The following is a 23,496-nucleotide window of genomic DNA, read 5'->3' as shown; positions in this document are numbered from 1 at the left end:
TGAAGCGAATTAGAGTGCAGTCCGGAACATGATTGATGAAGTGAATTGCGATAATGCGTCAGGAACCGAACCGTGCCGGCGAGATGGCGGTGTTCGCCCAGGTCGTCGAGAATGGCAGCTTCACGCAGGCCAGTCGTCTCGTGGGCCTCTCCCCGTCCGCGGTGAGCAAGCTGATCACCCGGCTGGAGCAGCGCCTCGGCGTGACGCTGCTGCGGCGATCGACCCGTCGGATCGCGCTTACCCCCGAGGGCGAACTGTTCCATGGTCGCGCCCTGGGTATACTCGCCGAGATCGATCTGGCGGAGCGTGAGGCGGCAGGGTCGCGTCTTCCGTCCGGCCGCATCCGAATCAACAGTTCGGCGAGCTATGTCTCCCATGTCCTGACCGCCATCCTGCTCGAGTTCCTCGAGCGTTATCCCGACATCGGAATAGAGATCATCCAGACGGATGCCGTGTCGGATCTGCTCAAGGATGGCACCGACGTCGCGATCCGGGCCGGCCCCCTCCCGACATCCAGTCTCGTTGCCCGGGCACTTGGCGAGAGCGCTTTGGTTGTTGTCGCGGCCCCGGTCTGGATCGAGCGTCATGGAATGCCGGCAAATGCCGATGATCTGCCGGCGCGAGATCGCATGGGGTTCGCGTATGCGCGTGCAGCCGGAGACTGGCTGCGGACTGGAGAGGCGGTGCCCGCAAGGGTCCGTGTCAGCGACGGCGAGGGTATCAGGCGCCTCGCCCTGGCGGGTATAGCTCCGGCTCGGCTTGCCGAGTTTACGATCCGGGCCGAAATTGCACGTGGCAATCTCGTGGTGCTGCCAACGACAGAGCACGAAATGAAGCTGGAGCCGTTTCATGCAGTTTATGTAGGAAAGTCTGGCAAGCTTCCCGCTCGGATACGTGTGTTCCTCGACTACCTGGCGACGGAGGGTCGGGTGGACGCGCAGCGGCCACTCACCTCGCTAGCCGGAAACACATGAGATTGGATGGCTCGCGACAGGTCAGTCTAGCCTGACTACGACTTTCGCGTCTGCTTTGCAGCCACACACCGTGTCCGACCAGCTTCCGATCGAACTTCATGACGCGATTAGTCCGATGGTTCCTCTGTTACATAAACTCTACGACCATATTACCGGGATCATCGGTCATTCCGGCGTCGAGCACGGTGGTGGGATCTGCCTGCCGCCGTCGCCGATGAACAGCGTGACCAGCATCATCAGTTCTTCAGCTGTACCTACTCGCCGCACTTCACCCTGTGCGATCGCATGATGGGAGCCCTGCATAAAACTCGCGATGCCAAGGTCAGGGAAAACCTACTCCGGCGGTCGCGTCGATCGAGTTGATCGGCAGACGTTCCACAAGCGCCAACAGGCAGCCCGGTCGGGCGGTGTGGATGTTGACGAAGGCCGTTCGAGGATCACCGAGAGCGCGCTCGAGCGGATCATCAACATCGTGGCCTGCGCAGACCTGGCCTAGGTCGTACAGGCATTGGTCCTCTTCATCGTAGGCACGGACGGACACAAGTGGATTAGCCCGGACGATCGGGGCGACCTCGTTCTCAGCCTCGGCGCGCGTGCACGCAGTCTGATGCACGAATATCGGGCTCGGCGTCCAATAGATGCCGCTTGGCCGCGGAAGGTTATAGGACCCGAGCAGCATGGTCTCGCCGGGCTTACCCAGACGCAGGCAATGGCGGCACGGGAAGGTACCGCTTGCGGTTGCCATGATCAGTTTGATTCGGTTCCCGTTATCATCCTGGCCGGTGCGACGAAAACGGTCGGCGATTTCGGTCTTGATAGCGATACAGTGAAATGCGGCCATGCGAGTGCTCCCCTGGCCGCATGTTCATCTGTGACAAGACGATCGGCATCCCGTGTCTTGTCTTTCAATTCGAGAACACACGCGGGAATCGTCTGCTTCAGGTTGTGAATGGCGTTGCCCCTGGGTCTCGACCGTCAGCTTTCGGCCGCTAGAACGTCTCCAGCACCGCCATCGCATCCGCGGCGAGGCCGCCCAACGCGTCCCGCATCGCGACGATGCCGCCGATCACGATCAGCGCCGGCGTAGGCAGCGGGTGCCGGTCGAGCAGGTCGGGCAGGGTGGCCAGGGTCCCGACCAGCAGCGTCTGCTCGGGCGACGCGGCACGGGAGATGGCGGCGGCCGGCATGTCCGCCCGCATGCCGCCGGCGATCAGCCGGCCGGCGATGACCCCGAGATTGCGCACCGACATGTAGAGCACGATCGGCTGGCCGAGCCTGGCCAGCGCCGCCCAGTCCAGGGCCGCCACCGGATCCGCCTCGCCCTCGGCGCTATGGCCGGTGGCGAGCACGATCGCCTGGTTCACGCCGCGCATCGTGGCCGGGATGCCGGCCGCCGCCAGCCCGGCGAGTCCCGCGGTCAGCCCGGGTATGATCCGGAACGGGATGCCGTTTTGTGCCAATACCAGCGCTTCCTCGGCACCGCGGCCGAACACGTACGGGTCGCCGCCCTTGAGCCTGAGGACGCGATGGCCCTCCCGAGCGAGTGCGACCAGCCGGGCCGAGATGTCGCTCTGGTGGATCGACGGCCGCCCGCCGCGCTTGCCGGCGAATTCCAGCACCGCCGTTGGCCGGGCCAGGCCCAGCACCCCGGGATCGACCAGCGCGTCGTAGACGATGATGTCCGCCTGGATCAGGCCGCAGAGCGCGTAGAGCGTCAGGTGGCCACGATCGCCGGGTCCGGCGCCGGCCAGCCAGACGTGACCTTCATGCATGACAGGGCATTGCGAGCCGAGCAGCCGGTTGACCGCGTCGCTGGTGCTGAACCCTGTGGTTCCGCCGTTATCCGGGTCGGTCATGCCGAAACTCTGCCTGCCCCATCGATGTTGCGCTGCAACCCAATCGTCATGCCGGCCCCTGCCATGAGCGTTTTGTGCTGGCAAGTGGCCCGTCTCGACCATAGATCAACGCCTTGCGACACAACCTGGAGCTCGCTTGGAATGTCCGACATGGCCATCGGCCTATCATCGTCTGCGCTGCCCCCCCCGAGCAGGAGCTATGCGCACCTGAACCCGGAGACGGTGCTGACGGTGCATCATTGGACCGATCGGTTGTTCTCGTTCACCACGACACGTGACCAGAGCCTGCGGTTCGAGAATGGCCAATTCGCGATGATCGGCCTGGAACTGGGCGGCAAGCCCCTGCTGCGTGCCTACAGCATCGCCAGCGCCAACTACGAGGAACAGCTCGAGTTCCTCAGCATCGCCGTGCCGGAGGGTCCGCTGACCTCGCAGCTCTGCAAGATCCAGCCGGGCGATACCGTGCTGGTCGGACGCAAGCCGACCGGCACGCTGCTGGTCGACAACCTCCGTCCAGGCCGCAACCTGTACCTGCTGGCCACCGGCACCGGCCTGGCGCCATTCATGGCGCTGATCAAGGACCCGGCGGTGTACGAGCGGTTCGACCAGGTGATCCTGGCGCATGGCGTCCGGATCTCCGGCGAGCTCGCCTACGCCAACCACATCCGCCACGAGCTGCCGAAGCACGAGTTCCTCGGCGAGGAGGTAGCTGCGAAGCTGCGCTACTATCCGACCGTGACCCGCGAGGACTACCAGACCACCGGGCGCATCACCGACCTGATCGAGAGCGGCAAGATCTTCACCGATCTCGGGATTGAGCCGCTCGATCCCGAGCATGACCGCGTGATGATCTGCGGCAGCGAGGCGATGCTGGCCGATCTCGAGAGGCTGCTGGAAGCCCGCGGCTTCGATGAGGGCAACAACGCCAAGCCGGGGGCATACGTCGTAGAAAAAGCCTTCGCCCAAAGGTAGACGGTCGATAATGCTACTGTGCCGGCGAGCCGACGCGGCTGTCTCCGCTTCCGGTGCTCACGGCCAGGAGGCCGCTCCGCTCCGGTTCTCGACAGCCACGACGGGCGCTTCGCTCTCACTCGGCACAGCGCATTCTCGACCGTCTACGGCAACTCGAGTCTAGGAGCGTTTCCTGATGGCGTATGATTTTGATCTGTTCGTCATCGGAGGGGGCTCCGGTGGGGTTCGGTGTGCGCGGATGTCGGCGGCGCATGGGGCTCGGGTCGGGGTGGCGGAGAGCCGGCACTGGGGCGGGACCTGCGTCAATCTGGGGTGCGTGCCGAAGAAGATGATGGTCCAGGCCAGTGAATACGGCGCGCATGCGGTGGATGGTCGCGGGTTCGGCTGGAGTGCGGAACCGGGAACGCATGACTGGGCGAAGCTGATCGCCGCCAAGGACCACGAGATCACCCGGCTCAACGGCATCTATGTGAAGCTGCTGCAGGGGGCCGGCGTCACCTTGTTCGAGGGGCGCGCGCGGTTCGAGGATGCGCATACGCTGATCCTGGAGCCGGGGCCGCTCGATCCGCATTTCGAGCCGAGACGCATCACCGCCGAGCGGATCGTGATCGCGACCGGCAGCACCCCGATCGTGCAGCCGCATATCGAGGGGCAGGAGCTCGGCATCAATTCGGACCAGGCGTTCCACCTGGCCGAACGGCCACAACGGGTCACCATCGTCGGCGGCGGTTATATCGGCGTCGAGTTCGCCGGGATCTTCGCGGGGCTTGGGTCCGAAGTGCAGATGATCTACCGCCAGACGCTGCCCCTGCGCGGCTTCGACGAGGACATGCGCACCGCCCTGGCCGAGGCGATCGGGGAGCGCGGCATCATCGCCCATCCGAGCACGCTGCTGCACCGGATCCGCCGCCATGAGGGCGCGCTGCGCGTCAGTCTAACCGACGGGCGGGAGTGGGATACCGACCTGGTGTTCTTCGCGGTCGGGCGGATGCCGAACGTCGCGGGTCTCGGGCTCGAAACCACCGACGTGCGGACCACCGAGGAGGGACGCATCCTGGTGGATGGTGGGAGTGAGACGGATGAACCCGGGATTTTCGCGATCGGCGATGTCACCAACCGGATGAACCTGACGCCGGTAGCCATCGCCGAGGGGCACATCCTGGCCGACCGGCTGTTCGCCGGCACGACCCGGGAATGGTCGTTCGATACGACGCCGAAAGCGGTGTTCTTCTCGCCGCCGCTCGCCAGCGTCGGCCTGACCGAGCACGAGGCGGCCGAGCGCGGGCCGGCCGATATCTATCTCACCCGTTTCACCCCGATGCGCCACACGCTGAGTGGGCGCAAGCGGCAGCACGTGATGAAGCTGGTGGTCGACCAGGCCAGCCGGAAGGTAGTCGGCGTGCATATGCTCGGCGAGGACGCGCCGGAGATGATGCAAGGCATGGCGATCGCCGTGACGGCAGGTCTCACCAAGGAGGATTTCGACCGTACGATCGGCATCCATCCGACCTCGGCGGAGGAGTTCGTCACCCTGCGCGTGCGCACCCGGATCGCGTCCGCGCTGGCGCCAATCTGAGCAGTGGCGCCGCATGCGCGGAAAGAGTAGTGTTATGAGACGGGTCAGCCAGTAAATCGGTCTGCTCCGTCTGTGACCGGCCTAGAAGCCGAATCAGTCGATCCCCACATCGCATTTACCGCATTAATTTCGAATATTTTGCTGTATATCGCTTCCTTTGGAAGGATACTTCCCATGACTACTCCCGAGCCGAAGCTGGTGCTGGCCAAGCCACGATGGGACGGGAGTCGCGTCGTGTTCGAGATCGATGTCGACGGCGAGATCGTGGATTGCGCGATTTCCAGGTCCGCCCTCCAGGACATCAGCGGCGTCAGGCGGTTTGCCCCGGTCGACCTGCTTCGCGGATTCGGTGAGGTGCGGGCTCGTATCGAGGAAATCGCTGCAAACAAGTTTCGGATCAGGCCGGAGACCGTTTCCGGATTCGTCAGCATCTGGGCGGACGACGTCGAGGACGGGCGCGCACCGACCGGTGCCGCGCAAAGCGCCTGAATGCCTCCAGGTTCGGTGTCCGTGCCGGACATCCGATGACGCCGTTACACATGCAGACGGGAGCAACTGATGTCCAAGGAACAGAATCGCGGTAATCGCGAGGCCAAGAAACCGAAGGCGAACAAGAAGCCGGTCGCCGTCGCGGCATCGCAGTTTTCCAGCCCGCAAAGCGCCTTGCCGACCAAGACTGCCCGCAAGCCAAACTGATCGCGGTTTTCGGCTGATACCGATCCTCGGTGCCGGAAGGGCTTCCGAGGATCTGCCGGCCCCTGGATGGCCGATTTTTCCATCATCCTGAACGGTCCAGCCCATCGGCCAGTCTCATCGTCCGGCTGGCGGGCCCGACACTTCTTCCAATAGGAATATCTCCATGGCAGCCAAAGACGTCCGTTTCGGTAGCGAGGCGCGCCTGCGCATGTTGCGCGGTGTGGACCTGCTCGCCGATGCGGTGAAGGTCACACTCGGTCCCAAGGGCCGCAACGTGGTGATCGACAAGAGCTATGGTGCACCGCGCATCACCAAGGACGGCGTCACCGTCGCCAAGGAAATCGAGCTGTCGGACAAGTTCGAGAACATGGGCGCGCAGATGGTGCGTGAAGTGGCCTCGAAGACCAACGACCTGGCCGGCGACGGCACCACCACCGCGGTCGTGCTGGCCCAGGCGATCGTCCGCGAGGGCGGCAAGGCCGTCGCCGCCGGCGTCGACCCGATGGACCTGAAGCGCGGCGTCGACAAGGCGGTCCAGGCCCTGGTCACCGAGCTCGCCCGCATCTCGCGTCCGATCACCAGCCAGTCCGAGATCGCCCAGGTCGGCACCGTGTCGGCCAACGGCGAGGAAGAGATCGGCCGGATGCTGTCGGAAGCGATGGAGAAGGTCGGCAAGGAAGGCGTCATCACCGTCGAGGAAGCCAAGGGCATCGCCACCGAGCTCGATGTCGTCGAGGGCATGCAGTTCGACCGCGGCTACCTGTCGCCGTACTTCGTCACCAACACCGAGCGCATGCTGGTCACGCTTGAGCAGCCTTACATCCTGCTGCACGAGAAGAAGCTGTCCGGCCTGCAGCCGATGCTGCCGCTGCTCGAGGCGGTCGTGCAGTCCGGCCGTCCGCTGCTCATCATCGCCGAGGATGTCGATGGCGAGGCGCTGGCGACCCTGGTCGTCAACAAGCTGCGCGGCGGCCTGCAGGTCGCCGCCGTGAAGGCACCGGGCTTCGGCGATCGTCGCAAGGCGATGCTGGAAGACATCGGCACCCTCACCGGCGGCCAGGTCATCAGCGAGGAACTCGGCATCAAGCTCGAGACCGTCACGCTGGAGATGCTCGGCACGGCGACCCGCATCGTCATCGAGAAGGACACCACCACCATCATCGGCGGTTCCGGCGAGAAGGAAGCGATCCAGGGCCGTTGCGCCCAGCTTCGCGCCCAGATCGAGGAGACCACCTCCGATTACGACCGTGAGAAGCTGCAGGAGCGTCTGGCCAAGCTGGCCGGTGGCGTTGCGGTCATCCGGGTCGGCGGGGCCAGCGAGATCGAGGTGAAGGAGCGCAAGGATCGCGTCGACGACGCGCTGCATGCGACCCGCGCCGCGGTCGAAGAGGGCGTCGTTCCCGGCGGTGGCGTGGCACTCGCCCGCGCCTCCAAGGTGCTGGCGGCGCTGGTTCCCGACAACAAGGACCAGAAGTTCGGCATCGAGATCGTTCGCCGCGCGGCACTCACCCCGCTGCGCCAGATCGCCGAGAATGCCGGCGAGGATGGTGCCGTCGTGTCCGGCCATGTGCTCGACAATGATGCACCGGACTGGGGCTTCGATGCGAACCTGTGCGAGTACAAGGATCTCGTCGCGGCTGGCATCATCGACCCGACCAAGGTGGTTCGCGCCGCCCTGCAGCACGCGGCATCTGTTGCCGGCCTGCTGATCACCACCGAGGCGATGGTTGCAGTCGCGCCCGACCCCGAGGGCTGATTTCCGACCATGACGACCGGCGGCCCGGGGTTCCGGGCCGTCGATCGTGCTTGAAGATCGAGCTGGCATCACTTATCTGACTAGTCTGGTCAGGAGGGCGATTATGTCGGCTCGGTCATCGAACAGGCATCCAGCTTCCGGAGCCGGCTTGCCGGTGTGGAAACTCGAGGACGCCAAGTCCCGCTTCAGCGAACTGGTCCGGCTTGCGCGCGAGCGTGGTCCGCAACGGGTGACCGTGCGCGGACAGGATGCCGTCGTCGTGCTGTCCGCGGCCGATTATGCCCATCTCGCGCCGGTAGCCGCCAAGCCGACCCTTGCTGCGCTGTTCGGGGATAGTCCGTTCGCCAGGATGGACAGCTTCGACGAAAAGCCTGTCCGGGAGCACGCCTCGTTCCGGGAGCCCCTGGAGTTTTGACCGGTGGCTGATGGGCCGCGCGGCTGGCTGCTCGATACCAATGTCGTCTCCGAACTTCGCAAGGGTGGCAATGCTGACCCGGGGGTCCGATCCTGGGCGGAGGCGGTGCCCCCGGCTGCCTGCTTCCTGAGCCTGGTGACAGTGGTGGAGATCCGCTTCGGGATCGAGCGCGTCGCGGATCTGCAGTCTCGCGGCGAACTCGAGGCATGGCTTCGCGACGGCGTTCGCATCTGGTTCGGAGATCGTGTCCTGGTGCCGGACGAGGCCGTGCTGATGACCTGCCGGCGGCTGGTGATGGATGGCCAGAAGGCCCGATACACCTATTCCCAGCCGGATGCCCTGATCGCAGCAACCGCCTTGGTGCATGGGCTGGGCGTGGTCACCCGGAACATTGCCGACTTCGAGCGGGCAGGCCTGGTCCTGGCTAATCCCTGGACCGGACCGGATTGACATGCCCGGGGTCAGCGCGGAGTTTCGCCGTGTTCGAGATGGGAAGCCGGCGTAATTCCGGCACGGTCGCGCCACTGTATCTGGACGGCATTGTATCGCCGCCCAGAAGTCAGACCTCTCCCGGACACTGTGCAATCGAGCGGGACGCGTTGATTCCCCGAGGAGACGTCATGAGTGCAACCACATCCATTCCGGTAGCGGAACCGATCGTCATCCCGGTCCGGGAGATCCTGCCATGGGCGATCTTCGCGGGCCTGATCGCCCTGCTGGCGCTCTATTTCGTGGGTGCCGAACAGGGTGCGACATCGCTGATCAAGGGCATGTACGTGCATGAGTTCGTGCATGACGGCCGCCACGTGCTCGGTTTTCCCTGCCACTGAGCGGCCGGGATCGTGGTTCGGCAACTCCTGATCCGGGGGATGCTGGTCGGCATCCTCGCGGGTCTGTGCGGTTTTGCGTTCGCCTGGCTGTTCGGCGAGACGCAGATCGATCTGGCGATCGCGTTCGAGGATCATGTGCGGCAACTGGCCGGCGAGGCTCCGGAACCGGAACTGGTCAGCCGCGCGGTGCAGAGCACGATCGGGTTGCTGACCGGCATGCTGGTCTATGGCTGCGCGCTCGGCGGCATTCTCTCGCTGGTCTTTGCCACCGTGCAGGGACGGATCATCCGGCTGAGCCCGCGTGCGACGGCCGCGATCGTCGCACTTGCGGGCCTGGTGGTGCTGATCCTGGTGCCGCAGATCAAGTATCCGGCCAATCCGCCGTCAGTGGGTGATCCGGCGACGATCGGGCTCCGGACCGGGCTGTATTTCGAGATGATCGCGTTGTCGGTGGTGGCGGCCATTGCCGGCGTCCGCGTCGCAACAAAGCTGGCCGGACAGTTCGGGCGCTGGAACGCGGTTCTGGCCGGGGTCGGTGTCTATCTTGTCGCGATGATCGTGACGATGCTGGTGCTGCCGCCTGTCGACGAGGTGCCGGCAGCATTCGTTGCGGTCACCTTGTGGCATTTCCGCCTCGCCTCGATCGGCACCAATCTCGTGGTCTGGGCGGTGCTTGGTCTCGGCTTCGGCGCCCTGGCCGAACGCGCCCTGACACCCATTTCCAAAGCCTCCGCCTCTGGCAGGGTCAAGGGGCAGCGCCCCTTGCCTTCCTCGCGCTAAAGCCCAGGCGTAATCACCGAAGCCAGCCGATCCAGCAGCCCGCTCATCGCAGCCACCTGCGCACGATCATCCATCGCGACGCCCGTCACCACGATCCGGGCTCGCCGACGAGCCAGGATGGCGGGTGGTCTCGTGGTCTCGATGCTCCAGCTCGCATCCACGGCAAGGGTGCCGGCCTGATCCAGCTCGAAGCTGGTGATGGTCAGGTTCAACCTGCGGAAGTCCGGCTGGATCGGCGAGGTGGTGACGATCGAGTCCTGCGGAAGCCGCGCCTGCAGGTCGGCGGCAATCGCCAGTCGTATCCCCACCGAAAGCCGGTCACCCCAGCGTCCGTTATGGCTGGCAACGAGTTCGTTGGCGCCAACGCGCCTCAGGATGTCGCGGCTGTCGAGATGGTCGGGCAGCAGCACCGGCCGCACTTCGATGATTGTCGTGGACAGCGCCTCGACCGCCGGCCTGGCCGTCGCGAACTCCGGCCCGGTCAGCACGTAGGTCCGCAGGCCGGGTGCTGCGCAGCCGGCGAGAGCGAGTGACGCGAGCAGCAGGGACACGGTCGGTTTCATCGGCTGCGTCCTCGCAGGACCAAAGACGGGTCGCTCTCGACGTCGCGGGCGATGCCGCGAAGGCTGTCGGCGGCGGCGGCAAGGTCGCGCAGGCTGGCTTCCAGATTGAGGCGAACCTCGGAGCGCTCGCCGGCGACGGCGTTGATCGTCACGGTGAGCTGTTTCGCGTTATCGGCCGCCTGGTTGGCGGTGGCGATCAGGCGCTTGAGTTCCGGCCCGCGGCCGGCGACCTGGTCGTGCAACTGGAGCGACAGGGCCTGGTAGCCATGCAGCGTCTTGAGCGCCTGGTCGCGCACGGACAGCACGGACTGGTTGATGATCGGCCCGGTATCGTGCAGCCCGTCCGCGGTGACCTGCAGGCTGGCGATCAGCGGAGGCAGATTGGTGTCGAGCGTGATCGCGAGATGCTCGATTGCGTGCAGGGTGCGGGTGGTGCTGTCGGCGAGGTCGCGCAACGGCAGCTTCGGGATCTGCTCGCGCAGCCGCTCGAAGTCGGACTGCACGGTCGGGATCTCGATCAGGCTGCTTTTCAGGCCGGAGAACACCGCACCGGAATTCGGCTTCATGTCGAGATCGACCGCCATCTGCCCGGTGACGAAACTCTGCATGATGAGCTGGGCACGAAGGCCGGCCGCGACCAGCTGGTCCAGGTCGAGACGCTCGGACGCGCTGGCCGGCCGGTCCAGCACCACGCGGCCGGGATCGAGCTGGATGACGACCGGGATCCGCGCCTCAAGGTCGACCGGGTTCACGTGCAGCGAGATGGTCCCGACCGAGCCTACGCGCACGCCGCGGAAGGTGACCGGGGCGCCCGGGGCCAGCCCGCCGACGCCGCCATGGAAATAGATGACCGCGCGATCCACCGGCGTCAGCAGATGCAGCTGGCCGAACACCAGGATGACGCCCATGCCAAGGGCCAGACCGACCAGCACGAACAGTCCGACCAGCGTTTGTCTAGCTGCCATCCGCATCACCCCCGTTCGATTGCATTATCGGTGTCCGGCTTTCAGATGTGCGCTCCCGGTGCATGAAGGCCTGCACCGTCGGATGAGCGCAATGGTCACGGAGTTCGGTGGGCGAGCCGGACGCGATCACGGTTTGGGTCTCCGCGTCGAGGAACGCACCATCGTCGGCGATTGCGAACAGGCTGGGCAGTTCGTGGCTGACCAGCACGATGGTGGTGCCGAGACCTCCGCGCAGTTCCAGGATCAGATCGTCCAGGCGCCGCGAGGTGATCGGGTCAAGGCCGGCCGAGGGTTCGTCGAAGAACAGCACCTCGGGATCAAGCGCGAGGGCGCGGGCCAGGCCGGCGCGCTTGCGCATGCCGCCGCTGAGCTCGGACGGCATCAGGTCGGCGGCCGCTTCCATGCCGACCAGGGCCAGCTTGAGCCGCACCAGGTCGGCGATCGCGGCGGGCTTCTGCCGGGTGAACAGCTTGAGCGGCAGGGCGACGTTTTCCGCCACGGTGAGCGAACTCCACAGGGCCGCACTCTGGAACAGCACCCCATAGCGGCGGTTGATCTCGATGCGCCGGTCGTCGCTCGCGTCCCAGTAGCTCTCGCCATCGATCAGCACCGTGCCGGCAATCGGCCGTAGCAGGCCAAACAGTCCCTTCATGACCGTGCTCTTGCCGCAGCCGCTGCCGCCCATCAGTGCGAAGATCGAGCCCGGGCGGATCCGCAGCGCGACGTCGCGCTGGATCACCCGGTCCCCGAAGGCGAGGGTCAGGCCGCGTGTCTCGATCTTGAACGACACGTCAATCATTCGGGTCAGAACCCAAAAATGTTGGCAACGACCGCGAACAGGGCGTCGAGCGCGATGACGCCGACGATGCCAGCCACCACCGCGCGGGTTGCGGCTTCGCCGACCGCCGCCGCGCTGCGGCCGGCATTGAGGCCGATCTGGCAGGACACCAGTCCGATCAGGGCGGCGAAGGCGATGCTTTTCACCAGCCCGAACACGAACTGGCCGAGCGGCACCGCATGGGCCACCGCCGTCGCGAAGGCGAGGGGGGACAGGTCGAGCATGGTCGTCGCGACCAGCGCGCCGCCGGCGATGCCGATCAGGCAGGCATATAGGTAGAGCAACGGCATGGTCAGCATCAGCGAGAGCGTCATCGGCAGCACCAGGTACGTCTGTTCGCTGATGCCGAGCACGCGCAGCGCATCGATTTCCTCGTTGCCCTGCATGGTGGCCAGGCGCGCGGCGTTGGCGCCACCGGTGCGGCCGGCCAGCACGATCGCGGTCATCACCGCCGCCAATTCCCGCACCAGGGCCAGCCCGACCAGGTTGCTGACGAAGATCTCGGCGGCAAACCGCCTGAGCTGAACCGCGCCGATGAAGGCCAGGATCGCGCCGAGCAGGAAGTTCACCACGCCGACGATCGGCAGCGCGCTGGGACCGGCCCGCTGCACCGCATCCAGCAGGTCGGCGCCCTGCATGCGGGTGCGACGGCTGCGCGGCAGGACGCTGCTGAACAGGCCGCGAACAATGTCGCCGGCGAGCATCGTGCCGGCGCCCACCGAGGCGAGGGCCGACAGGCAGATCGTGCCGATCACCGCGAACAGGTTCGGCCGCGGTCGGCGAGGCTCGGGGAGTTCGGTGGTGCTGGCAGCGAGGGCCAGCAGCCGGCGCGCGGAAGGCGGCAGTCCGTCCTCGTCCAGCATGGTGCCGTCGGCCTGCAGGAGCCCACGCAGTCGCCAGAGGGTCGCGACCAGCAGACTGTCCCAGGCGACTAGCGCCTGCGCCTCGAAGCGCAACCGCCGCGGATTCGCGATCGCGCGGCGGATCGCCGCCGCCTGCATCGCAGGCACGAGGTCGGTCGCATGGCGCCAGTCGCCACCGAACACCAGGATCGCATCGTCGCCCTCGAGGCGAACCTGCCAGAGCGGGTCCTCGGGCGGTGGCATGGGTCGGAGCGAACTCGCCAGGAGCCGGTTCCTAGCCGGTGCAGCGCTTGAGGCGAGGGCCGCAGGCGGCCAGCTTGTACGCCAGACCGTCATAGCCCCGGTCGATATGGTCCAGGCCATCGATAAGAGTGGTCCCGCGCGCGGTCAGGCCGGCGATGACCAACGCAGCACCCGCCCGCACGTCCGTTGCCATGACGGACGCGCCGTCCAGGGCAGGGACGCCGCGGACCAGCGCAGTACGGCCACGTACGGTAATGACCGCCCCCATGCGGCGGAGTTCGTCGACATGGCGGAAGCGGCTTTCGAAGATGGTCTCGGTCACCGTCCCGGCGCCATCGGCGATGCACAGCAACGCCATTGTCGGCGCCTGCAGGTCTGTCGCGAAGCCGGGCCAGGGCTGCGTTACGACATCGATGCCGACCAGTCCGCCCGCCGCACGCACGGCGACCAGGCCTCCCGGCACCTCGCGCAGACCGACCCCGGCCTGTTCGAGCAGCGGCGCGGCTACCCCGAGCAGCCCGAGCGTGCCGCCTTCGAGCAGGATTTCTCCACCGGTCGCGGCCGCGGCGCAGGCGATGGTGCCGAGCTCGATCCGGTCCGGCATCACCCGGTGCAGTACGCCGCCGAGCGCGTGCCTGCCTTCGATGGCCAGGGTCGAGCTGCCGATCCCCTCGATCCGGGCACCCATGGCGATCAGGCACGTGCACAGATCCACCACTTCGGGCTCGCGTGCGACGTTGCCGAGGATGGAGGTGCCGTTGGCCAGGACCGCGGCAAGCAGCAGGTTCTGGGTGGCGCCGACCGACGGGAATTCGAGCTGGATTTCGGCGCCATGCAGCCCGTCCGGTGCGCGGGCATCGATGATGCCATGCTCGAGGGTGATCTCCGCGCCCATCGCCCTGAGGCCGGCCAGATGGAAATCCACTGTCCTCAGGCCGATCGAGTCGCCGCCGGGCATCGGCATCCTGGCCTCGCCGCAACGCGCCAGCAGTGCGCCGAGCAGCAGGATCGAGGCACGCATGCGCATGACCAGCCCGGCCTCGATCTCGCCCGGATGCACGCGATCGGCGCATAGGGTGAGGGAGAGCGGGGCGCGTGGGTCACCGTCCGACCAGGACACACCGACGCCGAGCCGGTGCAGCAGCGCCCCGAGCACGGCCACGTCGAGGCTGCGCGGAACGTTCTGCAGCGTCACCAGATGCGGGGTCAGCAGGGCGGAGACCATCAGCGGCAGCACCGCGTTCTTGGCGCCGCTGATCGGATAGCGGCCGGACAGCGGACGCCCGCCCTCGATCGACAGCAGGTGGTTCGGGTCCGGCTGCCACCAGGGCGATGCCTCGGACAGGATACGGGCCGGTGCGGATTGGAACGAGGTCATGGCGTGCCGGCTTTCCCATGGCGTTGCGGCAGGATAGCGAAAACTTGGGCCCCCGATACGTCCGGAACTCGATAAAGCTCGGTGATTCTCACTGCTCGGTGATCGTACTGGCCAATCGGCGGGTTGCCGCGCGTGCCGCCTGCCGGGATGATCAGGCATGAATTTTACACGCTTGCGCACTGACTGGCTTGGCAACGTACGGGGTGACGTACTGGCCGGGATGGTCGGTACCTTCGCCCTGATCCCCGAGGTGATCGCTTTCTCGTTCGTGGCCGGCGTGGATCCGGAAGTGGGGCTATTTGCCTCGTTCGTGATCGGCACGGTGATCGCCATAACCGGTGGGCGCCCGGCGATGATCTCGGGTGCCGCCGGCTCGGTGGCGCTGGTGGCGGCGGCGCTGGTGCGCGGTCATGGCCTGGAGTACCTGCTCGCAGCCACCCTGCTGGCCGGGCTGATCCAGATCCTGTTCGGGCTGCTCCGGCTCGACGTGCTGATGCGGTTCGTGTCCCGCTCGGTGCGGACCGGCTTCGTCAACGCGCTGGCGATCCTGATCTTCTCGGCCCAGTTGCCGCAGATCGTCGGGCCGGACTGGGGGTTCGGCGCGCAGTTCGGCTGGCAGAACGACGTGATGATCGCGGCCGGCGTGGCGCTGATCTACCTGGTACCCCGCCTGTTCACCGCGATCCCGTCACCGTTGATCTGCGTAGTCGTGCTGACACTGGTGTCCGTGCTGCTGCCGATGCCCCTGCGCACGGTGGCCGATCTCGGCCGGCTTCCGTCCTCGCTGCCGATGCTGCACTGGCCATCGCTGCCGCCGACCCTGGCGACGCTTGGCATCATCGCGCCGTACGCGCTGGCGATGGCGGTGGTGGGCCTGCTCGAATCCATGATGACGGCGAGCGTCGTCGACGATCTTACCGAGACCAACAGCGACAAGCGGCGCGAATGCACCGGTCTCGGCATTGCCAACGTGGCGGCAGGCCTGTTCGGCGGCATCGCCGGTTGCGGGATGATCGGCCAGACGGTGGGCAACGTGCGTTACGGCGGACGGGGACGGCTCTCGACCTTCGTGGCGGGGGCGTTCCTGTTGCTCCTGATGGTGGTGCTGCGGCCCTGGGTGGCGCAGGTCCCGGTGGCCGCCCTGGTCGCCATCATGATCATGGTGTCGATCAGCACCTTCTCGTGGGGGTCGCTGCGCGATCTGGTGGTCCATCCGAAGACCTCCAGCATGGTGATGCTGGTCACCGTCGCTGTGGTCGTGGTGACCTCGGATCTCGCGATCGGCGTGGTGGTGGGGGTCCTGCTCAGCGGTGTTTTCTTCGCGTTCAAGGTGATGCGGCTGATGGCCGTCGAGATTGCCTACGACGCGGATACCGATACCCGCTTGTATACGGTCCGTGGCCAGGTGTTCTTCGCATCGGCCGACATGTTCGCCGATCGCTTCGACCTGCGCGATACCGTGCGGGCGGTGCGGATCGACCTGCGGCAGGCGCATCTGTGGGACATCACCGCAGTCGGCGCTCTCGAGTCGGTCGTCACCAAGATGCAGCGCCACGGCCTGCACGTCGAACTGGTCGGGATGAACGAGGCCAGCGCCGGCATGGTCGAGCGGCACGGCGGAGCCGCACTGGATCTTGCATAGCAGGTAAGCGAAATCCGTTGTTTCGGGCCGCCTTGGCTACCGCGCGACCACGCAACGTATGGATGTGTCAAGCATCCAGAGTCGGAGCCAAAATAAGCTTTGGTGACACAATACTTCAATCCGCGAACAACGGCCCTCAACATCTTCATGCAGTGGCAGTGCCGAGTGCCACGATGATTTCGTACTTACAAGTATTAATGGAAGTAAACGATTGGCTACTTATTTCCATTTCTAGCATCGGTATTGAAACGGTTTCCGATTCCGTCTCAATTTCGAGTAATGGTGCAGTGCACACAATCAAGATTGTTCAAAAGCGTTTCTTGACTTGGGCCTCAGGAGGATCAAGATGAAGTTGCGCGTCCGAACCTAGGAAAAGTCCGGAGCAGCGTTGGCAGTCGAGCCATGTATCAATTCGGCAAAGCGATATTCCGGACGAACGCCCATGAACCGTGTACTTGTCGGCAATCACCTCGCCACTTTCGGCGCTGCAACGATGGCTTCGGAACGCAAAGTTCCGGTTGCCACGACGACAGGTGCGACCAACGGGTTCTTTCGCGGCATCGTGGTCGGCTTCGCTGCAGTCGTCCCTGTCTGGGGCGGACTCATCTGGCTCGGAATGCGGGTCTTCAACTAGGTCTGATAGGCACACTCGCCTTGGCGATCCCGAGGCGAGTTTATCTCGCGCCTGGCGCGTGGAGATAGGGCAGGAGCGCGGTCATCTGGGGGCGATCGACTCCGTGATCCGGCTCCAGGGTGAACATGTAGTTGCCCCACAGCGGTCCGGCGGCCCAATAGGTCCACCCGAGCCATTCGCTGGAATTTGCCTTCATATACGCGACGACGTGGTCCAAAACCGCGACGCACTCCGGCCGGCGGCTCACGCCGAATTCGCCCAGGAGTCCCTTGGCGTGGTGGGTGCGTAGCCACTCCGTCATGGAGGTCAGTCGCGCGACCGCTTCGTCGGGGCTGACACAGACATCCTTGGTTCCCGACGAGTCGTGGTCGAAATACTGGTGCACCTCGAACACTATGCGGTGGCGCGGGTCCTTCAACCCGGCCAGCGCATCTCCGTTGAGGGAAGCGAAGTTATGGGCCCCGTCCCAGCCCACCCCCGAGACCAGAATGCGGTTGTTCGATCCGGCGTGCCGGATGCCGTCGATCGCCTGCTGCTGGATGTCCTTCCAGCGGAGCGGATCCGGGATCTGCGGCTCGTTCATGAGACCGAACAGGACGCTGTCATCGTGGCCGAAGCGCTGCGCCAGCCTGGTCCAGAGATTCGTGAAGCCTTCGATGGGCACGTTTCCGGTGCCGATCGGGATGCTGCGATAGCGTCCGTAATCATGGATGTCGATGATGGTAGAGGCGCCGTGCTGGCGTACCGTCTGGATCAGGTCGGCGAGGCGCGTCAGTTCCTTGGCATCGAGTGGACCGAGCAGCTTGGGCTGCAGGCGCTCCCAGAGCACCGAAATCCGGAAGACGTTCATGCCCTTCTGCGTGAAGTAAGCGACCTCGTCCGTCTTCGGATAGAGGTAGTCCCTGCCGTAGATCCCGGGCACCTTGGACGATGCGAAGCCGGCGCCTGCCAGGTTCACGCCCTTGAGATCCTGTGCCTGGCCGCGTGACGGGCCGAGGGCGCACAGCACGATGACAGCCGATCCTACCAGGGTTGCGAGCCGCCTCATGCGAGACTGCCCTCGATGGCCGGGCGGGCAAACCGTTGCAGGCTTGGCATGGCCCGGGCACGCGCCTTAACGGCCTGCGTCGCAGGGCAGTTGGCTACGCCATACAGGAACCACAGCAGTGCCGCGGTTTTGATCGTGAAGATCGATGCACCGATGCACAGGGACGTCGACAGGTAGACGGCAATCATGACCTTCATGGTGGTCGCTTCGCGGCGCAGCGATCGATTATAGGCGAACAGGCCCAGGAACAGCAGGGTCAGCGGGAGGCCCATGTTGTTCACGACATACGCATACCCGGTGTCGGCGGTATAAACCTGCGACGGCAATATCGCGAACCATTGCGGCAGGTGCCAATAGTTCAGGAGCCGGCTCGAGAACAGGAGGCGTCCCGAAAGGTTGTCGCTCATGATGGCCGGAAGGACCCCCGTCAGCTCGTTCAGCGACCCGACGACGGTCATCAACACCATCACCGCGATCGGCAGCACGAAAACGGCGATGCGAGACCGTACCAGTGGCGTCAGGCGCACGAGCAGCATGGCGGTGCAGCATCCGCCGGCGAAGCGGCTATCCGCGATAACGACGCACAACAAGGATAGGGCCAGCATCCAGCCTCTGCTCCGTCGCGATCCGATGCTCGTGGTGATGGACCATGCAAACATGATGGCTGCATAGTTGCCGAGCGAGTCCGGCTCGAGAAAGATCGACGAGACCCGATGCGATCCGAGCAGCGTCGGGAAGAAGGTGCGGGACAACGCACCGCGATCGCCGCTGAGATACAGGTTGGTGCCGCTGTAATTTACGGTGCCGGGTGCGATGACGCCCTTGTCCACATAGTAGGACCACACGTCGAAGATCTGGCCGAATGTCGGTGTGAACAACAGTTCGAAGAACCCGACTGCAAGAACGATCACCATCAATGTCCAGGCCAGGTAACTGGCCTGGCGTGGGGTCGCCATCCTGCCGAGCTTGTAGAAAATATACATGATCCCAAGATCATGTAGGATTTTAAGGTTCACCTCGGAATTGATCAGCTTCATGCCGATCATGAACACTACGCTCATGACGATGAGCTGCTTGACCCACAGCGCCACGTCCTTGCGGATGACCAGGAGCCCGACCAGCATGATCAGCAGCTCGGTGGCGATGATCGGCAGGCTCCCGATATGCGCCCAGCCACGCGTCTTGATGAAGCACAGAGCCATGTTGAACATCATCGATGCGATGATCAGCCAGGAACCAATGTCCAGGCGCTTTCCCCGTGGGGATGATCTTGCCGGGCTGGCGCGCATTCACCCTCTCCTGTTCGCAATGTCGGGTTCGCATTCCGGCATCTCGCACCCGGTCCGATCCTTGCCCGCCGGCTTCAGGTCTGTCGACATCGCGATGGAGTAGGTCCGCCGGTCAGGCCGCATGCGATGAGACAGTTTAACCTCCAGAAGACGGTGAGTGGGACCGGATAACGTGATCATGACTGCCATGGCTGGTTGAGCGAAAGCGGGCCCGGACGCGCCCGCGCTGCTGGCGGTAGCAAGGAGTAGGCGTCCCGGTGGCCCATTGCAGGTGCAGCAAATACACGCTGCACGAGCGTTTGCCCATGAAAAACAGGCTCCTGCGCCGGGCTCCGGGCGTATCGGCCGCGGCACACGGCTCGATGCCAGCTCCGGAACGCCTGCACCACCTCGGACGGTGCCTATATTCGCAAATCCGGCGTGATCGTAGCTTAACCGGTGCCTGGACTTTGCTTCAGACGCAGGTTTTCACTCGTTACAAAAGAGCTGGACAGCCATTGGTGCCGGATGATCGTGTTCCGAGCGGGAGAGAGATACGATTTACTGAACCTGTCTGACTGCCAGAACGACTAAGGTGTGTAGGCAATATCGTTAGAATAACGGTAGGAGACGACGATCATTTTGTCCGGGAACCAAACGGTCCCAGAATCTGCTGCGGGAAGCCGGTCAAAGCGATTGCCTGTCCGATGAACAGGTCGTGAGCACAGCCGCTCCGGGGTGTGTCGTCATGGTAGAGATTTTCGGCTATGCTCGTACTGTGAAGAGTGGACGACAACGCCGGCAATACGGTTGCGGGATATACTGATGAAGGGTAACGGCACCATTCCATGCTCAATTCCCTAGTCATTTCAGTTCATGATTTCCGCAGCCTCCGCAAAGCGAGTGTCCACTTCATCACAGGTGAGCTCGCGCATCGGGGGCCCACGCGCTTTTTCTCGATCGGCCTGTCCCGCCTTTCGATGCGTCGGGGCGACACGCGCGCCAATCTGGCAGATCGCGCGAACCGCGTGGAACGGCATGAGGGCGTCGACTGCTACCTCTGGAAGAAGGCCTGGCACCCGTTCAACATGCGCCGCGCGCAGCTTGCGGTGCCGGAATCGGCCCTGTTCAGGCTCTACAGGCTCCTGCTGCCCTCCGTCCCGCGGCGCTGGATACGGGAAGCCGACATAGTGTTCATCGAGTCCGGGCTCGCCGCCATTTTCATTGCCGACGTCAAGCGGATCAACCCGGCCGCACGGATCGTCTATCTCGCGTCGGATGATCTGGAGGTCGTGGACTGCGCGTCGACCATCAAACGGGATTTCGCTCGAAACTTCGACAAGATCGACACGGTGAGGCTGCCCTCGCGCTTCCTCGCCAGCGGCATGCCACACACCAGAAGTTCCATTTTCGTTCCGCATGGCATCGATCGCGACATGGCCTCGAAGAGCTATCCGAACCCATACAAGGGACGGACTGCAGCCGTGTCGGTCGGATCGATGCTGTTCGATGCGTCGTTCTTCACAACCGCCGCATCTCAGTTTCCCGATATCGACTTCCATGTGATTGGCGCAGGCAAGTCTGCCGCATCGCTTGCCCGCAACAACATCATTGTGCATCCGGAACTGGCATTCGTGGAAACACTTGGCTACCTGCAACACGCCGCATTCGGCATCGCGCCGTATCGCGACGCGGAAACCCCGCGCTACCTGATCGACACATCGCTCAAGCTGCGCCAGTTCGGGCTGTTCGGCATTCCCGCGGTATGCCCGAATTTCGCTCTCGGTGCCGAACCGGGCCGCTTCGGCTATGTGCCCGGCAATGCAGAATCGATCCGCGAGGCCATTACCGCCGCACTGGCAAACCAGGCGCCGATCGTCGACGCATCGTGCTCCTGGGCGGAAGTCGTGGAGCGGATTCTCGAACCACAGGCCTACCCGGATACAAGGCTTTGACCGTGCCCCCGAGCGACGGTCCCCGTGTCGCGACCGATGCGGGCGCGGCTCGTTCCGTGGTTGCGATCTACCGGACGGAGGTGCTCCCGCTCTCCGAGACTTTCGTTCGCGATCAGGCACTGGCGCTCCGACGCTGGCAGCCCATCCTGGTCGGCGAGCGGCAGATAAACGCATTGCCGCTGTCCGGTCTCGCCGTCTCGACCTGCCATTCCGGCCCGGCAACCGTGGCCCAACGCGTCGCGAGCCTGGCGTGGCGCCGGCTCGATCGCCCGTCGCCATCGATGGTCGCCCTGGTCCGGCGCGCGGCGCCTAAGCTGATCCACGCCCATTTCGGCTTCGACGGGGTCGAGGCCTGGCCAATTGCGCAGCGGCTCGGGCTGCCGCTCCTGGTCACGCTGCACGGGTCGGACATCACCACGACCATGGAATGGTTCACCTCAGGCCGGGCCGGGCGACGCTGGGCCGCCTACCCGTCGCGCCTTGCCCGGCTCGCCAAGGAGCGCAGGGTCAGTTTCGTCGCCATCTCGGAGAACATCCGCCGCGCCGCGCTGGATGCCGGACTTCCGTCGGAGAGGATCTTCGTGGAGCGGATCGGCGTGAACACCGGCGGGTTCGCGCCGGGCGGCCTGCCGATCGCAAAGCGACAACCGATGATCCTGTTCCTGGGCCGCCTCGTCGAGAAGAAGGGCTGCAGCTTTCTGATCGAGTCCTTCAAGACGCTCCGGCGCCAGATACCGGGTTGCCAGCTGGTCGTTGCCGGGGACGGGCCCCTGCGTGCCGACCTCGAGGCCCAGGCCGCCGGCCTCGACGGCGTGCGTTTCGCCGGCAGCGTGTCGCACGATGAGGTCCGGGCGCTCATGCAGCAGGCTCGGGTCTTCTGCCTGCCCAGCATCACGGCCGAGAGTGGCGATGCCGAAGGATTGCCGCTGGTGATCCTGGAGGCCCAGGCCAGCGGCGTGCCGGTGGTGACCTCCGCGCGCGGTGGCGCCGAGGAAGGCATACGCGACGGCGAGACCGGGCTCGCGTTTCCCGAGCGCGACGTTGCCGCCATGACCCAGTACCTGTCGGACGTGCTCACCGACGATGTGCTTGCGACGCGCATGTCCGAGGCGGCTCCCGGTTTCATCGCCGCGGAGCACGACCTCTTGAAGTGTACTGCGCGGCTGGAACGCGTTTACGATCTCGCATCCGGGACTGCGTCGTGAACGGTATCGACAGCGTCGCCATCATTATCCCGACCTTCAATGCCGAAGCCTTCATGATCCGTGCGATCACGTCGGCGCAGGCCCAGACGTGTCCAGCCGACGAGATCATTATCGTCGATGATTGCTCGACCGACGATACGCGGGCGATCCTGGACCGCATCGCGGGCGAGGATCCCCGGGTGCGGGTGGTCCTTATGCCCCGCAACGGCGGGCCGTCCGCTGCCCGCAACGCGGGGATCAGGCTCGCAACCAGCCGATGGCTTGCGATCCTGGATGCCGACGATGCCTTCGCGCCGGAACGGCTGGCCGAACTGGTGCCTTTCGCCATTGCGACGCAGGCGGACGTGGTGACCGACAACCTGGCGTTCTACGACGCGCAGGCCGGGCAGGTCACCGGCACCGGGCTAGCCGATGACGCCATCATTCCCGACCGGCCGATCGGCTTGCGGGACTTCCTGGAGCACAACCGGGCGGACGGAAAGAGCTTCGACTGGGGTCTGCTGAAGCCGCTGTTCCGTCGGCAGGCGCTGATCGATAACGGGTTGTTCTATAACCCCGAGGTCCGTCACGGCGAGGATTTCCAGCTTGCGGTCGAGCTGCTGATGGCCGGCCTGACGTTCAGGATCCTGAACCGGCCTCTCTATCTCTACACGCAGCGTCAGGGCGCGGTCAGCGGACGCGCCTCCGGCATGACGCGCACCACCGTTGCCTACGGCACCCTGAAGGACGCCGCCCTGGAGATGAGCCGCGACGAGCGGTTAAAATCGGATCCGGAGCTGGTCGAGTTGTTCCGGATCAGGGCCCATGGGCTTGCGCGCCTCGACGACGCGGATTTCGTCTCGAAGGCGTTGCATGGGGGGAAGATCGGGCAGATCGTTCGGCGTTGCCTGAACGATCCGGCCTTCCTGCCGCGCATGCTGCGCCAGATCGGCACCGCACTCCGGCGACGACTTCGCGTCTGATGCGGTGGCTGGACATCCTGGTAGGCAGGCGGGATACCCAGCCTCTTGCCGAACTTTCGGTATCATGGTCGGAACCG

25 protein-coding genes and 1 riboswitch are annotated in these 23,496 nt (G+C 65.0%); of the genes, 16 read left to right on the top strand and 9 right to left on the bottom strand.

Translation table 11 applies throughout. The features are described 5' to 3' along the window. Window positions 1-53 precede the first annotated feature (53 nt). Both HN018_RS13725 and HN018_RS13720 read left to right on the top strand, forming a co-directional pair. On the top strand, window positions 54-974 hold the full coding sequence (locus HN018_RS13725) for a LysR family transcriptional regulator (protein WP_239478662.1): 921 nt from the start codon (window positions 54-56) through the stop codon (window positions 972-974). A gap of 70 nt (window positions 975-1,044) precedes the next feature. Beyond that, complete coding sequence (locus HN018_RS13720) at window positions 1,045-1,263, top strand: hypothetical protein (protein ID WP_172443484.1); 219 nt, start codon at window positions 1,045-1,047, stop codon at window positions 1,261-1,263. A 33-nt stretch (window positions 1,264-1,296) separates the two neighbouring features. On the opposite strand, the gene HN018_RS13715 is transcribed toward HN018_RS13720, so the two are convergent. Both HN018_RS13715 and cobA read right to left on the bottom strand, forming a co-directional pair. Next, a complete protein-coding gene (locus tag HN018_RS13715; RefSeq protein ID WP_171836681.1) occupies window positions 1,297-1,815 on the bottom strand; it encodes a DUF1203 domain-containing protein in 519 nt (172 codons plus the stop codon). Window positions 1,816-1,963: 148 nt separating this feature from the next. After that, on the bottom strand, window positions 1,964-2,830 hold the full coding sequence (gene cobA / locus HN018_RS13710; RefSeq protein ID WP_239478661.1) for a uroporphyrinogen-III C-methyltransferase: 867 nt from the start codon (window positions 2,828-2,830) through the stop codon (window positions 1,964-1,966). Between the two features lie 141 nt (window positions 2,831-2,971). On the opposite strand from cobA, the gene HN018_RS13705 reads away from it, so the two are divergent. From HN018_RS13705 to HN018_RS13665, 9 genes are all read left to right on the top strand, one after another. Beyond that, window positions 2,972-3,802 (top strand): ferredoxin--NADP reductase, encoded by an 831-nt coding sequence (locus HN018_RS13705; protein WP_171836680.1) that lies wholly within the window; start codon window positions 2,972-2,974, stop codon window positions 3,800-3,802. Between the two features lie 175 nt (window positions 3,803-3,977). After that, a complete protein-coding gene (gene gorA / locus HN018_RS13700; RefSeq protein ID WP_171836679.1) occupies window positions 3,978-5,378 on the top strand; it encodes a glutathione-disulfide reductase in 1,401 nt (466 codons plus the stop codon). A gap of 174 nt (window positions 5,379-5,552) precedes the next feature. Then, window positions 5,553-5,867 (top strand): DUF1488 family protein, encoded by a 315-nt coding sequence (locus HN018_RS13695; protein WP_171836678.1) that lies wholly within the window; start codon window positions 5,553-5,555, stop codon window positions 5,865-5,867. Window positions 5,868-5,936: 69 nt separating this feature from the next. Beyond that, window positions 5,937-6,074 (top strand): hypothetical protein, encoded by a 138-nt coding sequence (locus HN018_RS13690; RefSeq protein ID WP_171836677.1) that lies wholly within the window; start codon window positions 5,937-5,939, stop codon window positions 6,072-6,074. Window positions 6,075-6,237: 163 nt separating this feature from the next. Further along, window positions 6,238-7,830 carry a chaperonin GroEL gene (gene groL, locus HN018_RS13685; protein ID WP_171836676.1) on the top strand — a complete coding sequence of 531 codons (1,593 nt, stop codon included), beginning with the start codon at window positions 6,238-6,240 and terminating at the stop codon, window positions 7,828-7,830. A 154-nt stretch (window positions 7,831-7,984) separates the two neighbouring features. After that, entirely contained in the window at window positions 7,985-8,245 is a 261-nt protein-coding gene (locus HN018_RS13680) for a type II toxin-antitoxin system prevent-host-death family antitoxin (protein ID WP_239479306.1), read from the top strand. 3 nt (window positions 8,246-8,248) lie between these two features. Beyond that, window positions 8,249-8,695 (top strand): type II toxin-antitoxin system VapC family toxin, encoded by a 447-nt coding sequence (locus tag HN018_RS13675; RefSeq protein ID WP_171836674.1) that lies wholly within the window; start codon window positions 8,249-8,251, stop codon window positions 8,693-8,695. 14 nt (window positions 8,696-8,709) lie between these two features. After that, a riboswitch (adenosylcobalamin (AdoCbl) riboswitch) is annotated at window positions 8,710-8,850 on the top strand. Between the two features lie 15 nt (window positions 8,851-8,865). Further along, window positions 8,866-9,075 carry a CbtB domain-containing protein gene (locus HN018_RS13670; RefSeq protein WP_171836673.1) on the top strand — a complete coding sequence of 70 codons (210 nt, stop codon included), beginning with the start codon at window positions 8,866-8,868 and terminating at the stop codon, window positions 9,073-9,075. Window positions 9,076-9,087: 12 nt separating this feature from the next. After that, window positions 9,088-9,855 (top strand): CbtA family protein, encoded by a 768-nt coding sequence (locus tag HN018_RS13665; protein ID WP_171836672.1) that lies wholly within the window; start codon window positions 9,088-9,090, stop codon window positions 9,853-9,855. On the opposite strand, the gene HN018_RS13660 is transcribed toward HN018_RS13665, so the two are convergent. The 5 genes from HN018_RS13660 to murA are packed head-to-tail and all read right to left on the bottom strand — an operon-like array spanning window position 9,852 to window position 14,705. Beyond that, window positions 9,852-10,418, bottom strand: coding sequence for a PqiC family protein (locus HN018_RS13660; protein WP_171836671.1), 567 nt, complete (start codon window positions 10,416-10,418; stop codon window positions 9,852-9,854). The two genes, HN018_RS13665 and HN018_RS13660, sit on opposite strands and share 4 nt — an antisense overlap. After that, on the bottom strand, window positions 10,415-11,383 hold the full coding sequence (locus tag HN018_RS13655) for an MlaD family protein (protein ID WP_171836670.1): 969 nt from the start codon (window positions 11,381-11,383) through the stop codon (window positions 10,415-10,417). The genes HN018_RS13660 and HN018_RS13655 overlap by 4 nt, the downstream gene beginning before the upstream one ends. Then, on the bottom strand, window positions 11,373-12,182 hold the full coding sequence (locus tag HN018_RS13650) for an ABC transporter ATP-binding protein (protein WP_171836669.1): 810 nt from the start codon (window positions 12,180-12,182) through the stop codon (window positions 11,373-11,375). Before HN018_RS13650 ends, HN018_RS13655 begins: the two co-directional genes overlap by 11 nt. A 5-nt stretch (window positions 12,183-12,187) precedes the next feature. Further along, window positions 12,188-13,327 (bottom strand): MlaE family ABC transporter permease, encoded by a 1,140-nt coding sequence (locus tag HN018_RS13645; RefSeq protein WP_171836668.1) that lies wholly within the window; start codon window positions 13,325-13,327, stop codon window positions 12,188-12,190. A 31-nt stretch (window positions 13,328-13,358) separates the two neighbouring features. Further along, window positions 13,359-14,705, bottom strand: coding sequence for a UDP-N-acetylglucosamine 1-carboxyvinyltransferase (murA, locus tag HN018_RS13640; RefSeq protein WP_171836667.1), 1,347 nt, complete (start codon window positions 14,703-14,705; stop codon window positions 13,359-13,361). A 157-nt stretch (window positions 14,706-14,862) separates the two neighbouring features. On the opposite strand from murA, the gene HN018_RS13635 reads away from it, so the two are divergent. Further along, window positions 14,863-16,347 carry a SulP family inorganic anion transporter gene (locus tag HN018_RS13635; protein WP_171836666.1) on the top strand — a complete coding sequence of 495 codons (1,485 nt, stop codon included), beginning with the start codon at window positions 14,863-14,865 and terminating at the stop codon, window positions 16,345-16,347. Window positions 16,348-16,789: 442 nt separating this feature from the next. Then, the gene (locus tag HN018_RS13630) at window positions 16,790-16,981 is read left to right on the top strand and encodes a hypothetical protein (protein ID WP_171836665.1); all 192 of its coding nucleotides are present in this window, start codon (window positions 16,790-16,792) and stop codon (window positions 16,979-16,981) included. A 40-nt stretch (window positions 16,982-17,021) separates the two neighbouring features. Here the strand turns inward: HN018_RS13630 and HN018_RS13625 are convergent, their stop codons facing one another. Then, window positions 17,022-18,029, bottom strand: coding sequence for a glycoside hydrolase family 5 protein (locus HN018_RS13625; RefSeq protein WP_171836664.1), 1,008 nt, complete (start codon window positions 18,027-18,029; stop codon window positions 17,022-17,024). Next, window positions 18,026-19,318 carry a polysaccharide polymerase gene (locus tag HN018_RS13620; RefSeq protein ID WP_204259531.1) on the bottom strand — a complete coding sequence of 431 codons (1,293 nt, stop codon included), beginning with the start codon at window positions 19,316-19,318 and terminating at the stop codon, window positions 18,026-18,028. The genes HN018_RS13625 and HN018_RS13620 overlap by 4 nt, the downstream gene beginning before the upstream one ends. Window positions 19,319-20,145: 827 nt before the next feature. On the opposite strand from HN018_RS13620, the gene HN018_RS28670 reads away from it, so the two are divergent. From HN018_RS28670 to HN018_RS13610, 3 genes are read left to right on the top strand one after another with little or no spacing between them, the layout of a single operon-like run. Further along, a complete protein-coding gene (locus HN018_RS28670) occupies window positions 20,146-21,252 on the top strand; it encodes a GumK N-terminal domain-containing glycosyltransferase (RefSeq protein WP_239478659.1) in 1,107 nt (368 codons plus the stop codon). A gap of 2 nt (window positions 21,253-21,254) precedes the next feature. Continuing rightward, on the top strand, window positions 21,255-22,457 hold the full coding sequence (locus HN018_RS13615) for a glycosyltransferase (RefSeq protein WP_239479305.1): 1,203 nt from the start codon (window positions 21,255-21,257) through the stop codon (window positions 22,455-22,457). Continuing rightward, complete coding sequence (locus HN018_RS13610; protein WP_171836662.1) at window positions 22,454-23,419, top strand: glycosyltransferase family 2 protein; 966 nt, start codon at window positions 22,454-22,456, stop codon at window positions 23,417-23,419. Before HN018_RS13615 ends, HN018_RS13610 begins: the two co-directional genes overlap by 4 nt. Window positions 23,420-23,496: the final 77 nt, after the last annotated feature.

This window comes from Lichenicola cladoniae, assembly GCF_013201075.1.
Classification (GTDB): Bacteria; Pseudomonadota; Alphaproteobacteria; order Acetobacterales; family Acetobacteraceae; genus Lichenicola; species Lichenicola cladoniae.
This window is presented reverse-complemented; position numbering and strand designations above follow the sequence as displayed.

What these genes read in the sequence shown, in the direction of transcription:
- HN018_RS13645 (WP_171836668.1), bottom strand. Translation starts at nt 13,327, where the DNA reads ATGCCACCGCCCGAGGACCCGCTCTGGCAGGTTCGCCTCGAGGGCGAC.
- HN018_RS13650 (WP_171836669.1), bottom strand. Translation starts at nt 12,182, where the DNA reads ATGATTGACGTGTCGTTCAAGATCGAGACACGCGGCCTGACCCTCGCC.
- HN018_RS13625 (WP_171836664.1), bottom strand. Translation starts at nt 18,029, where the DNA reads ATGAGGCGGCTCGCAACCCTGGTAGGATCGGCTGTCATCGTGCTGTGC.
- HN018_RS13670 (WP_171836673.1), top strand. Translation starts at nt 8,866, where the DNA reads ATGAGTGCAACCACATCCATTCCGGTAGCGGAACCGATCGTCATCCCG.
- groL (WP_171836676.1), top strand. Translation starts at nt 6,238, where the DNA reads ATGGCAGCCAAAGACGTCCGTTTCGGTAGCGAGGCGCGCCTGCGCATG.
- HN018_RS13620 (WP_204259531.1), bottom strand. Translation starts at nt 19,318, where the DNA reads ATGCGCGCCAGCCCGGCAAGATCATCCCCACGGGGAAAGCGCCTGGAC.
- HN018_RS13715 (WP_171836681.1), bottom strand. Translation starts at nt 1,815, where the DNA reads ATGGCCGCATTTCACTGTATCGCTATCAAGACCGAAATCGCCGACCGT.
- HN018_RS13705 (WP_171836680.1), top strand. Translation starts at nt 2,972, where the DNA reads ATGTCCGACATGGCCATCGGCCTATCATCGTCTGCGCTGCCCCCCCCG.
- HN018_RS13660 (WP_171836671.1), bottom strand. Translation starts at nt 10,418, where the DNA reads ATGAAACCGACCGTGTCCCTGCTGCTCGCGTCACTCGCTCTCGCCGGC.
- murA (WP_171836667.1), bottom strand. Translation starts at nt 14,705, where the DNA reads ATGACCTCGTTCCAATCCGCACCGGCCCGTATCCTGTCCGAGGCATCG.
- gorA (WP_171836679.1), top strand. Translation starts at nt 3,978, where the DNA reads ATGGCGTATGATTTTGATCTGTTCGTCATCGGAGGGGGCTCCGGTGGG.
- HN018_RS13655 (WP_171836670.1), bottom strand. Translation starts at nt 11,383, where the DNA reads ATGGCAGCTAGACAAACGCTGGTCGGACTGTTCGTGCTGGTCGGTCTG.
- HN018_RS28670 (WP_239478659.1), top strand. Translation starts at nt 20,146, where the DNA reads ATGCTCAATTCCCTAGTCATTTCAGTTCATGATTTCCGCAGCCTCCGC.
- HN018_RS13635 (WP_171836666.1), top strand. Translation starts at nt 14,863, where the DNA reads ATGAATTTTACACGCTTGCGCACTGACTGGCTTGGCAACGTACGGGGT.
- HN018_RS13630 (WP_171836665.1), top strand. Translation starts at nt 16,790, where the DNA reads ATGAACCGTGTACTTGTCGGCAATCACCTCGCCACTTTCGGCGCTGCA.
- HN018_RS13725 (WP_239478662.1), top strand. Translation starts at nt 54, where the DNA reads ATGCGTCAGGAACCGAACCGTGCCGGCGAGATGGCGGTGTTCGCCCAG.
- HN018_RS13695 (WP_171836678.1), top strand. Translation starts at nt 5,553, where the DNA reads ATGACTACTCCCGAGCCGAAGCTGGTGCTGGCCAAGCCACGATGGGAC.
- cobA (WP_239478661.1), bottom strand. Translation starts at nt 2,830, where the DNA reads ATGACCGACCCGGATAACGGCGGAACCACAGGGTTCAGCACCAGCGAC.
- HN018_RS13690 (WP_171836677.1), top strand. Translation starts at nt 5,937, where the DNA reads ATGTCCAAGGAACAGAATCGCGGTAATCGCGAGGCCAAGAAACCGAAG.